At 33.0% G+C, this 11,646-nt stretch carries 10 protein-coding genes and 1 pseudogene; 5 read left to right on the plus strand and 6 right to left on the minus strand.

Annotated features, from left to right (window positions below; genetic code table 11):
- Positions 1 to 51 precede the first annotated feature (51 nt).
- On the minus strand, positions 52 to 414 hold the full coding sequence (locus CEQ21_RS05630; protein WP_185763636.1) for a cupin domain-containing protein: 363 nt from the start codon (positions 412 to 414) through the stop codon (positions 52 to 54).
- 217 nt (positions 415 to 631) lie between these two features.
- Here CEQ21_RS05630 and CEQ21_RS05635 point away from each other — a divergent pair, with 217 nt between their 5' ends.
- Positions 632 to 1,495: a LysR family transcriptional regulator gene (locus tag CEQ21_RS05635; protein ID WP_185763637.1), complete on the plus strand. Its 864-nt coding sequence runs from the start codon at positions 632 to 634 to the stop codon at positions 1,493 to 1,495.
- Positions 1,496 to 2,572: 1,077 nt separating this feature from the next.
- Here the strand turns inward: CEQ21_RS05635 and CEQ21_RS05640 are convergent.
- Positions 2,573 to 3,928 carry a serine hydrolase domain-containing protein gene (locus CEQ21_RS05640; RefSeq protein WP_185763638.1) on the minus strand — a complete coding sequence of 452 codons (1,356 nt, stop codon included), beginning with the start codon at positions 3,926 to 3,928 and terminating at the stop codon, positions 2,573 to 2,575.
- 166 nt (positions 3,929 to 4,094) lie between these two features.
- On the opposite strand from CEQ21_RS05640, the gene CEQ21_RS05645 reads away from it, so the two are divergent.
- Positions 4,095 to 4,697 carry a TetR/AcrR family transcriptional regulator gene (locus CEQ21_RS05645; RefSeq protein WP_185763639.1) on the plus strand — a complete coding sequence of 201 codons (603 nt, stop codon included), beginning with the start codon at positions 4,095 to 4,097 and terminating at the stop codon, positions 4,695 to 4,697.
- 788 nt (positions 4,698 to 5,485) lie between these two features.
- Here the strand turns inward: CEQ21_RS05645 and cdiI are convergent.
- From cdiI to CEQ21_RS05665, 4 genes and pseudogenes are all read right to left on the minus strand, one after another.
- Positions 5,486 to 5,851 carry a ribonuclease toxin immunity protein CdiI gene (gene cdiI / locus CEQ21_RS05650; protein ID WP_185763640.1) on the minus strand — a complete coding sequence of 122 codons (366 nt, stop codon included), beginning with the start codon at positions 5,849 to 5,851 and terminating at the stop codon, positions 5,486 to 5,488.
- A 20-nt stretch (positions 5,852 to 5,871) separates the two neighbouring features.
- Positions 5,872 to 6,165 carry a CdiA family toxin C-terminal domain-containing protein gene (locus CEQ21_RS05655; protein WP_185763641.1) on the minus strand — a complete coding sequence of 98 codons (294 nt, stop codon included), beginning with the start codon at positions 6,163 to 6,165 and terminating at the stop codon, positions 5,872 to 5,874.
- A gap of 260 nt (positions 6,166 to 6,425) precedes the next feature.
- On the minus strand, positions 6,426 to 6,869 hold the full coding sequence (locus CEQ21_RS05660) for an ASCH domain-containing protein (RefSeq protein WP_185763642.1): 444 nt from the start codon (positions 6,867 to 6,869) through the stop codon (positions 6,426 to 6,428).
- Positions 6,870 to 7,343: 474 nt separating this feature from the next.
- Positions 7,344 to 8,476, minus strand: a pseudogene (locus CEQ21_RS05665) (IS3 family transposase).
- 470 nt (positions 8,477 to 8,946) lie between these two features.
- On the opposite strand from CEQ21_RS05665, the gene CEQ21_RS05670 reads away from it, so the two are divergent.
- The 3 genes from CEQ21_RS05670 (at position 8,947) to CEQ21_RS05680 (ending at position 11,495) form a co-directional block, all read left to right on the plus strand.
- Positions 8,947 to 9,075, plus strand: coding sequence for an Arm DNA-binding domain-containing protein (locus CEQ21_RS05670; RefSeq protein WP_185764105.1), 129 nt, complete (start codon positions 8,947 to 8,949; stop codon positions 9,073 to 9,075).
- A 1,303-nt stretch (positions 9,076 to 10,378) separates the two neighbouring features.
- Positions 10,379 to 10,801: a hypothetical protein gene (locus CEQ21_RS05675; RefSeq protein ID WP_185763643.1), complete on the plus strand. Its 423-nt coding sequence runs from the start codon at positions 10,379 to 10,381 to the stop codon at positions 10,799 to 10,801.
- A 61-nt stretch (positions 10,802 to 10,862) separates the two neighbouring features.
- Positions 10,863 to 11,495, plus strand: coding sequence for a hypothetical protein (locus CEQ21_RS05680; protein WP_185763644.1), 633 nt, complete (start codon positions 10,863 to 10,865; stop codon positions 11,493 to 11,495).
- Positions 11,496 to 11,646: the final 151 nt, after the last annotated feature.

Here is an 11,646-nt window from a genome sequence, read left to right on the forward strand (position 1 = left end):
ATTGACTCGATTCATCTTAACCAATCCTACTTTTAAACTTTCAGCAATTTATCAAATTCCTTGAGGGTTCAACACAGTCCGTTCATTGACCACATTTCCTGTATTTAGCGTGGTTTTTGGTTCGATTAATAACAAATGGACTTCCTCTTCAGCAATTGGCTGATGTTCTATTCCTTTAGGTATAACAATAAATTCTCCTTCATTAAGAACTATTTCACCATTTCTCAAACGTATTATCAGCTTTCCTCGCCATACGAAGAACATCTCATCCTCATGATCGTGGTGATGCCAAATAAATTCACCCTTAATCTTCACCATTTTTATGTTTGAATCGTTTAACTCACCACCTATTCTAGGATTCCAATAATCATTTATTTGTAAAAATTCATCCTGTATATTGACCTTTGAAATCAAGAACTTACCTCCTCGTTATCGACAACTCTGTGTTTTAACTTACATAGCTATTTCTCTATTTTCCTCCTCATTAATGAATAGAATAATAAGTTACTCTATTACTTAGTCTTAACATAAAACCCTTACAAACTAAGTTTACATACTCCGATACATCATGTAAAATCAAATAAAAGAGGATAGTTAATCACATTTTGTGATGCTAAAGGAGAAAATTGTTTTGGATATTAAATCTTTAGAAGTGTTTAAGGCAGTAGCTATTGAACAAAGTATTACTAAGGCTGCTGAGAAATTAAATTATGTACAGTCAAATGTTACTGCAAGAATACAGCGTCTTGAACAGGAATTAGGAGTTCCCCTGCTGTACCGATATCATAAGAAAATATCACTGACCCCTGCAGGTCGTGAATTATTACCATATGTAAATAAGTTGCTTTTCGATTTTGAGGAAGCTATTGAAGCAGTCAAGCTTTCCTCTACTCCGCGAGGATCTTTGCACATCGGAGCTATGGAATCAACTGCTACTACACGATTACCAATTATTTTCTCTCGATATCACAAAGAATTTCCCAGTGTAGACCTGAGCTTATATATGGCACCTACTGTAGATCAGGTTAATGCTATTCTCAATTACAAGATAGACGGAGCATTTGTTGATGGGCCAATTCTTCATCCAGAAATTATTGAGTACCCTGTACTTGAAGAATCCCTAGTTCTGATTACAAGCTACTCTACAGAAACATTTCATATAGAATCAATTTTACATGAACCACTACTTTCATCATTCGCACATTGCACATATTTAGGAATTTGGCAAAAATGGCTTGCGGACAATGATTTTGCTCCTATGAGGGTAATGGAATATGGTACTCTAGAAGGTGTCCTTAAATGCGTTGAAAACGGGTTAGGAGTCACCGTATTACCAATATCTATGGTTGAATCACGGATGCAGGACAAACTTAACTGCCATCCATTACCAGATCCACATAGAACAGTTCCCACTGTGTTTATAATGCGTCGTGATTCGTATATGACCAGTGCTCTCTCAAAATTTATGGAGCTAGCAGGCATTACTGATTTATGATGAACGGTAGCAAATCAGCCAGTATGCAGCTCCAAACATGATTTGTTAGACTTCAACAGCCGATACTTGAGTCAGTTGAAACTTTCTTTTCACGTATAAAAAGAACGACTCTCTTTAGAACCCTTTCTTTTTATTCTATTTCTATACTGTTTTTTATCTATTCAAATTAAGTTTCCTTCTGTATTACCTGCTAAAGCTAGTGAACATGTTACCAGTCAGCAATAATTAGTTTTAGAGCCGTCTTCATATCTTAAATTTTTTTCGCTAACCTTCCCCGTTTCTTCCATAGGGCTAGTTTAATATATTGAGAAAATCAGGAAAAGTGACTTTGGACAAATATGTGTGTTCTTCAAGTTTAAATCCTCCTTTTTTATTAGAATATAAACCCAGCAGAGTTTTCGAACTTAATAGTTTGAAGACTGCTGGGTTATTAGGTACATTTGTAAATTAAACTGCAGTACGTAGTTGTTTACGTTATTTATAAATTTCATTCTTTCCAAAAAATTTTAAAATACTTTAAGAAAAAGTAAATTCCAAAAAACAACACTCCTAAGGCGGTAGTCCAAAATCCAATAATTATCATTAAATGATAATTATTGGATTTTGGGCTATGTTGAGAGTTCTTACATTTTTGTGAACATTACATATAATCGATACTTGTTATCACCTTTATTGCGGAACTTCCTTGTCTCCAAGCACTTTTAAGGATATTTATAGCAAAGATACCCAAAATGTAAAATATAAAAATTGGTATCTTTTATTTACTCCGTAGTTTTTGTTATAATTCCTCAAATAAAAAAGACAGAACAAAAAGTACTATCTCTCAAAAATAGTGAAAAAAGCGAGAATATATGAATAATTTTAAATATTATTTCTTATAAGCTTAGCATTAAAACGAATCATTTATATACCACCATCAAGTGGTCACTAAAATGGACATAAATTAGCCGCACACGGTTCCCTTAATAAATTTCCCAGAGATTTTTTAATCAGTGTTCCCTCTGAGCTGCTTTTCTATCAATAAGCAAAGACTGTTGATAGAACTAAGTAATCAACAATCTTTGAAATCTATATTATTTATTCATTCTTACTTTTTAAGAGTTGCCTAAACCCAAAATGAAGACGATTATCTGAAAACTGTAGCAAGAATTCGGTCCCATTCATTGTAATTGTGACAGCCCTTTGGCCCACTGTACGGTTTGGAAGTTCAGTTCCTTGGAATTCCACAAAAATTGCAGCATTTTTTTCATAGACTTTGATTGCTAGACCCTCACTAGATTGATATGTACCGATGATTGCATGGCGGTCTTTTTCAGTGAGCATATAATCTTCATATTGCATTGCTACTTTATCAGGCTTAATATCCATTTCACATTGCACAGCCCCTTTTAAAAGAGCTTCAGCAGGTGCCCCTGCAATATTCGTTAAACAAATGGCAGCAATATCTCTCTCAGGTAATACTGCAAATTGTGCTGATGCGCCTTTAATACTTCCACCATGTGTAATAAGCGTAGTGCCAAAATATTCAGGTAATACGATAAGGCCATATCCATAATACACACCAGGTTCCGCTTCAATGTGTTTTGAAGTTAACACAGTAAGACTTTCTCGAGTTAAAATACCGTTCCCATCTTTTAAAAAGATATCTCCGAAACGGAGCATATCATTGGCCGTTGACTTTGCATAACCCGCTGGTCGCATCGCAGGAGCATCCCACCATTCAGGTGAATATTCAACCATTCCAGTAAGTGGATTCACGCTGTACAAGCAAGCTGCCCGTTGATCGATACGATCAAGTTGAAAGAAACTGTTTTTCATCCCTAGAGGTTGAAAGATGTTTTTCTCTATATAATCTTCATATGACAATCCACTAACACGTTCAATTATAATGCCCAGTAAAGCGTAGCCATCGTTTGAGTAACTAAATGATTGTCCAGGTTTATCAAGGGGTACAAGTTGAATCGTATTTAAATAGTTTATCAGATCATCATATGTATCAATGCTATTTTGCTCTCTGTCAAGGGGTACACCCAACTTAATCTGCAAATCGAATGTACCATCCCTTTCCATTGAGAGCTTATTCGCGTAAAAGAGTGTATTCAATGGTGGAATACCCGATGTATGAGTCAGCAAATGATGAATTGTTATATTATCACTTCCTTCAAACGTAATTTCTGGTATGTATGTTTTAATGGTGTCATGTACAGAAACTTTTCCAACTTCTTGTAGCTGAAGTATCGCAATACTTGTCATTGACTTTGTAATACTGCCAATACCAAAGATAGTGTCTGCAGTTACAGGTAATTGCTTTTCCTGATTACGGAAGCCGAAGCTTTTTTCGTAGCGTTGATTGTTCAACGCAATTATTGTTGCTGGTGTCTGATGGGTCTTTATAAGCGATTCAGCAAACCCTTCGTAGATATATTTATCCATATTAGCGCCTCCTCTTAAATTGCACTTTAGAGCATTCAGTTAATCAATGCCCTATTCAATTTTTTAAAATCATTTAATCTTTCTTATAATAATATACCAATTAGTATTTAAATACTAATTGGTATATTATTATAGTGTGTTAATATTGTCAAGAGGAGGAAGAACAATGAATAGAAAAAGAATGACTCAAGAGGAGCGAAAAATAGAAACACGAAGGATGCTTCTGGATGCAGCTGCGGAAATTTTTGCTCAACTAGGATTTCATGGGGCATCAGTGGATAAAATTGCGGAATATGCAGGATATAGCAAAGGAGCCGTTTACGCCAACTTTAGTTCAAAAGAAGAACTGTTTCTAGCCTTATTAGAAGAGAAAATGAAAAGAGATGTAGATACTATTCATCAAGCCATGAAAAAACAACATTCCATTGATCAGTTTATCGAAAAAATAGAATATCATTTTGACTTAGAGAGACAAACAAACAAAGTTTGGAGCATCCTTAACATGGAATTTCTCTTATATTCCATGCGTCAAGAATCAGCACGTAAAAAGTGGACTGCCATGATTGTGGAATCGGTAGAACAAATTTCTGAGGGTATTGAAAGTATGATCGAACCGAAGAATCGTGAGAGTGCTCCATCAGCAGAAGAACTTGCATGGACTATTCTATCATTAGGAAATGGTATGGCTACTCTTCATTATATTGCCGAAGGTCGTGTCCCTCATAATTTGTATGGAAAAGCTTTGAAAAACATTTTTAAAACTTCCTAATTAGGAAAACATTACAAAAATTATACACAATCAGTTAAAACATCCAATAAAAGTATACAAAAGAAAAGATGTATTATATTTAACGTTTCACTTCGTTTGGGACCAACAGCCCATAATTTCAAACGATGATTTGTATATTTAATTATTTTTATAGAAAGAGAACTTTATTATAATAATCAACCTTTTTTATAACATCACCCAAAATAGTTCCTTGTATGAAAACTGGTTCGTTATTGAAGGGACCAGTTTTTTGATTACATTGTAAATGTTTATTATTCAGAAAAAGCATAATCAGATTAATATTACTAGGAAGAAGAGTGTTTTCTAATTAACACTCTTAAGAAAGGTATCTTCCATTTTTATAGGAATACTGCCACTATAACACCATAAAAAGGCTATCCTTTGATTTTAAAGAGTAACAGTGAAGAATTATAGGCAATAATTTCAAATACATAGACAAAAAGCGTTCTAATTATTATTAAGGTCGCTTTTTGACTTAGTAGCATTTATTAAAAATTTAGTTCTATTATATAATTTGTGAATAAATGTACTTATACTATCCTGCCCCGTTTCTTCCATAAGCAATTTTTTCATTTATTACAGGAATTCTGTCCTGTTAGTGCCGATAAAAAGAGACATTAATATATTTACTGGATAAACGCCGCTTTTATCATCCTTCCATAAGGTTTGAAAAATCACTAAACCCTTCGGAGCCTTTTTACCATGTTTGGGTCAACAATAAGAAAGTATTTTTAATAAAAACTTGAAAGGGTTCCCCTCACAAGTTACTACACCCCTTTAATGTTAAATCTCTTTCTTATTTCCCCTAATAATTCTTCTACATGAACACGATTGTTAGGATACTTTTCTAGGTACTCCTCACTGTCTTCGACTAAATATTGATAGAATGTATCATAATCTAAAACGAATTCGACATCCTCTTCAACCGCAGGAGCATCTATGTAATAGCAGACCCCTTCTTCTCCGAAGTAATCTTCTTCCCACTCGTCCCAATTATTAGCAAAAACGAATCGAGCATATTCATCTCCATATCCTATTGCCTTAGATATATGTTCTAAAATAGTCAGAAATCTTCCATCACCCATCACATGATAGTACACCTTAATTAATTCTCTTTGTTCTTCTGTTCTCATTATATAAAAACACCTCTTTACTATTCGATAGTCGGAAAGAAGTTAGTAATTTCGTTAGTTTCTAAATTTAAGAAACCTCTAAATCGCACCCCATTAGATGCAATCCCATCAACGACCCTTCCATTAACTTCCCCATTTTTCATAGCTTCTTTACCCCATTCTATTAATTGTTCATCCGAAACGATACTTGGATCATAAACCGTTTTTGGTTGAGTGTCTTTACTCAAACAGTAAAGATATCGCTGAGTTGGATAAAAACGGAAAAATAACCTATCTAGAAAATATACCAGACAATACAAATATGTTTGATTCATACAAAAAATAATATGTGATTTATTCCACTAAAATTATACTACTCCGTTAGTATCATAACCAATCAGGGGCATTATTCCTCTAGGATTAATGCCCCTCATTAATTGAGTAATACAATTTACAATCTTGGTTATTTCATGGAGAATTTTTCAAGGTATATTACACCTTAAATAAATAAAGCTTTTAAATACAACTTGTTTTTTCGGAACAGGGAACAACTGCTTAATAAAATTCTATTTATTATTCTTTATCATTTATTTGCTTATTTGGGATATACTTTTTTAAACATTTCACACACAACTAACATATTTGGTGAAAATGCTATATCATACTCTTTTAACAATTCAGTAAAGAACTTCTCGTGTGCATTCCACCAGAATCGGTAATCACCCTCACCCTCAGCTAAAGCAAATTCTTCGGTAACCTCATTCATTGGAACAACTTGCACAGATTCAATTTCTATAACCGCAACTGGATTTTCCTTACCATTTAAAACAATATAATACTCACCAACCGTAGGAATTGCTTCTTTTTCCATTTCATAAAACACTAGACCAGAAGTTGTTGCTTTCTTCTTTCCAGTAACAACTAATTCTGCTAACCAATCAGCAGAAGCACCAAATTGGAAAGCATCTCTATATTGAATTCCTTCTTTTTTAGTTTCTTCACAAAACTCATTCCAAAATTCTTTAACCCTGTTATTCATTTGATTATTCCTTTAATAATATTTTTGTTTCTTCAAAATCTTCAATCTAGATACTTATTCTAGGTTATTTTGGGTTATCCTTCTTGCACTATACTGACCAGTTTGTGACACAAGAAAGAACCTCTTCATTTATTACAGGAATGCTGCCCCTTTAGCGACATAAGAAAAAGACCTCCCTTTATTCAAGGAAATCTATATAGTATTTAAACAACCCAATTCAATCAAGTTGTCTTTAATAATCTCAAATTCTTTAATATTTGCTATCGAATGAAGCATTTATTCTGCGTTAAATACTGAAAAAACGTTCTTCATTTGCCACTTTTTACTCAGTCATGATCGGCAAAAGCACCTCTCCCCAGAGTTATTATATGGGCATCACCGTTAATTACAATTTAAACTGCTCTTACACTTTCTCTTGTTGACCATTCACAAAGATAGGTAAATGTGGAATGTCAAAACCAAACTGGACAACTTTTATAAGGCCTGTTTCTTGAATTCTACTGGCGTTAAGTAACCGAGTGTTCCATGAATTCGAATATGGTTAAACCAATGAACATAATCATTTAATTCCAGTTTTAGCTGTTCAAGAGAAGTAAAATGGGCTCCATTTGCGAATTCCGTTTTGAAGACTTTGAACATGGCTTCGGCGACGGCGTTATCGTATGGACATCCCTTTGTACTCAAAGATCTTTGAATCCCAAATGTTTCTAAAGCCTCGGAAAGTAGTTTATTATCAAACTCTTTTCCTCGGTCTGTATGAAACATTTGAATGTTATGCAAGTTACCTTTAATGCTTGCCAATGCTTTATATACCAGGTCAGCTGTCTTATTTGGACCAGCACTATAGCCGATAATTTCTCGGTTGAAAAGATCGACAAATAAGCATACGTAATGCCATTTTTTCTCGACACGGACGTATGTTAAATCACTTACAACTACTGTTAATGCTTCTTCTTGGTTAAATGGACGTTTTAACTCGTTTCGGGTAGGAGCTTCCTTACTGGATTGTTTATATGGCTTGTATTGTGCCACCGTATAATTCGATACCAAGCCTAGTTGTTTCATAATCCGACCGATTCGACGACGAGAAACGATCTAGTTTTGCTTCTTTAACTCTACTTTGAGTTTGCGAGTACCATAGTTACAACGACTTCCCTTAAAAATGCGTTGAATTTCATTGGAAAGCTCCACTTCTTCTCTTTCATGGGCTTCTTTTTCGCACAAATTGGCTTGATAGTAGTAACTACTTTTGGGTATATGGAGGACGTTACACATTGCTGATACTGAATATTTGTGTGTGTTATTTCGAATCACGTTTATTTTCGTCCCATAATCAGCGCAGCTTGCTTTAAAATGTCATTCTCCATCATTAAGCGTTGATTTTCTTTGCGCAATCTCACTAACTCATTCTCTTCCTCTGTACGATTATCTTTCGCAGAAAAGGATCCAGTATCTTGATGATTTTTAATCCAACGATTTAATGAGGATGGTGTGATTTCATACTCTCGACAGATATCCGCACGGGACTTTGCATTTTCATATAGCTTTACTAATTGAAGTCTGAGGCCTTTTGCTGCTTTTTCTGATGTGTAAAATGAAAGAGCTATCGCTCCACATTTATCTTCTTCTTGATAAGGGATATTCGCTTCCAAATGATTTTCAAAGTCAGTTTCTTCAACCACTTCTTTTTTGGTATATCTATAAACTGGTTCTAAATTATCTGCTCCTGCGTCGGAGGGTGGGCAACATTCTGGCATATCAGCCTGATTTTAAAAAACCATTATTATATCCTTCCCCTTCTTTTTTATGCATATACCTTACGATTATGTATAAATAGTAAATAATTCCTAAATACAATATAGCAATATTCACTACAAAAAAGATAAATTCGACAAAATAAGACATAAAACATATAGAAATCTAATTTTAACTTTAACACTGAAAGAAAAACCGAAATAAACTCACTATAAAATCGGACATAATGGATATTTGTTTGTTACATAAATACAAAGAAAACCAGGTAATCCATGAAATTAAAGAATATTTCTACAGACGAGGCAGTACTTGCAAGTAGAAAATTTGCACCAGCGAATCCAAATGGGCTTTTGACGTGGATATCGGGATTGATCCAGTAACTGGTAAACGCCAGCAAAAGACCAAAGTGGTATTCCAAAGAAAAAAGAAACTGAAAAAGCTGAAACCTTGACGTTCCATAATGGAAAATATGATTTGTATTAAGGAGTCCTGTCAAACCTTTAGCAATTTTACAAAAGAATGGAAACTATTTACAGTTAAGCGGAAAATGTTAAACCCGCAACCATTCAAGTATGTCATGAAATCGGGAAATTGCTTCCTTACTTTGGTCAGTTAAAGCTGAAATTTACGATATCAAGATTCTTAAACGATTTAAAGGAGTGAGGATATTCAGACAGTACAAGAGAAGGAATTCATCGGACTGGTAGGTTGATCTTCTGAAAAGCGTTAGAGTTTGAATTGTTTAAAATATTCCCAGCTGAATTTGTTTATCTCAAAATAGCTAAGAAGACCATTGAGCAGTTGGAGGAAGAAGAGCTTTCAAAATATCTCGTTTCAGTTTAGGTTAGAAATGATTAGATTTTTGTGTGTAAATTGATAATAATGTTTTCCATTTCTTTTATTCAACGATAAAATTTATTTCTCATTCTTGAGACCATTACATTTATTAGTGTTTTACTTCAGTTAATTTTCTCTCAGAAGAAAATCAGATTTTTTCCATGGACAACTACTCAGCTAATTTTTTAAAATGCTTCTTCCAACACTTTGAATTTATAACTAATTTTTTAAACCAGTCTTTTACAACCTATTTATTACTATCTAATCGCACATAATGGTTATAATGTGCGATTAAGAAAAAAATTATAGTATACCAGAATTTATCTTCTTTCCTTATATATTCATATTTAATTGTTAATTGCATTTTAATAAAACCACTATAAAATCAGCATCTGCAATAAGTGATACTAGAATGATAATTGAGTGACTTATCAGTAAATCTTGATTTTTATGTTTACGAGTTGCAAAAATCAAGTTTTTTCTATATATAAGAAATGTAAATTTCACAACTCAGTACCAACGTACTATATTATTTTAAAATAATGAACATTAGCAATAGTTCACATGTTGAACAGTAACTTTATTTACCTTTGTGGCTAGGAAACTAATTTTTTTTACAATAATGACTTTTATTAGAGCCAGATTAATAGTCAATACTAAATTTTAAATGAATTTGATGTACTAAAACCCAATTCGCCAATTCCGCTTAATGACAGTACTAAAACTTATTCCAAAATAGCCATCTTTAGCTATTCCCATTGCACTCTTTAAAACACCTAAATTTATATATTAGATGGTGTAGCGGAACGAATTATAAATATATTTTCCAAAGAATAGAATAAATGCATTAAAAATAAATTGGTAATTATGTAATATATTCCTAGTAAAATAAAAAAAAAAGGAAAGAGGTATTATTAATGAACAAAATTACCAAATCTAAACTTTTTAAAATTCCTGCCACACTTGCACTAGCAGCTGGAATACTCTATGTAGCACCTGTTACATCTCATGCTGCAGAAGGTGGATGGACTGAAGGCGAAGGTAGCTGGATTTCGGAAAATCCCTCACAATTTTCAATTATGGCTACTAAAGTTGCAAAAAAACCACAAAAACATACTGCGTCTTTTAACTATAAAGTACATACTACGTACGTAGCTAAGCAAGTTGTTGCTCATACAGAATGGAAGGATGCTTACCATTACTCAAGAGCAAGATTTGAAGGATCTTTTGGTCGTGTTGAAGGAGATAGCAAAAGAGTATGGGGAACTGGTTCAACCACTGCTAAAAGTGAATATATAGATCCAGTAGCAGTAGTTGCGAAAACTTATTGGGGAAACTAATACCTACCAAAAATAGGAAATGGTCTTTGGCCATTTCCTATTTTTAGGTAATAATATAAATATGAAAAAATATTTTATTTTCAACTTAAATTATATACCTATACTTCTAGTCATACATTTATGCATTTTATTATTAGCATATTTTGCATCTTATCTAAGCAGTATAAACTTACTTAATAATGGATACATAGATCAACGAGCAATCACATTTATTACCAATGAAAATCCTTCTTTTATTATGAAAAATCAAGATAATTCTATATTAATACAATCTCAACAAGACTCTAATAAAGTAAAAAATATCTTATTGGGTGAGAAGGTTTTATTACCACCTATAAATTGGATCGAGAACTACAGTGAGATTACCTTAGGAAAAGAGAACGTAGCAATTATCGGGGAAAATGCACAAAAAGAAAACGTGCCAAAGGATTATGAAATTATTGGAACTTTCAGCTACTTAGACTCCTATAAATTAAATAATGATATTTGGTTAATCTCCCGAGATGGACAGGTTAATGATAAAAATGGAAATATTTATATTTTCAATTCACAAAAAGAAGATTCTTATAAACAAATAAGAAAACTTTTAAAAGAAAGATCAATTAAAATTGTTGATACAGAGTCTTCTGGAACATATACATTAAACTCCAATAAAACCCTTATAAATGCATTAAAGATAGGTTTATTTTTTTAAACAATAATTTTTATTTTTGTTGTTTTTCATTGGGTCTTTAAAGACAGATTTTTAATCAGAATTCTATATTTAGAAGGGAAAAATATATATATAATTTTACTTACTTTATTACGATTCAAACTTGCTCCACTTATATTATTTTCATTCATCT

The organism is Niallia circulans, from assembly GCF_007273535.1.
Taxonomy (GTDB): Bacteria; Bacillota; Bacilli; order Bacillales; family Cytobacillaceae; genus Niallia; species Niallia circulans_B.

What these genes read in the sequence shown, in the direction of transcription:
- CEQ21_RS05645 (WP_185763639.1), top strand. Translation starts at nt 4,095, where the DNA reads ATGAATAGAAAAAGAATGACTCAAGAGGAGCGAAAAATAGAAACACGA.
- CEQ21_RS05655 (WP_185763641.1), bottom strand. Translation starts at nt 6,165, where the DNA reads ATGAATCAAACATATTTGTATTGTCTGGTATATTTTCTAGATAGGTTA.
- cdiI (WP_185763640.1), bottom strand. Translation starts at nt 5,851, where the DNA reads ATGAGAACAGAAGAACAAAGAGAATTAATTAAGGTGTACTATCATGTG.
- CEQ21_RS05675 (WP_185763643.1), top strand. Translation starts at nt 10,379, where the DNA reads ATGAACAAAATTACCAAATCTAAACTTTTTAAAATTCCTGCCACACTT.
- CEQ21_RS05640 (WP_185763638.1), bottom strand. Translation starts at nt 3,928, where the DNA reads ATGGATAAATATATCTACGAAGGGTTTGCTGAATCGCTTATAAAGACC.
- CEQ21_RS05680 (WP_185763644.1), top strand. Translation starts at nt 10,863, where the DNA reads ATGAAAAAATATTTTATTTTCAACTTAAATTATATACCTATACTTCTA.
- CEQ21_RS05660 (WP_185763642.1), bottom strand. Translation starts at nt 6,869, where the DNA reads ATGAATAACAGGGTTAAAGAATTTTGGAATGAGTTTTGTGAAGAAACT.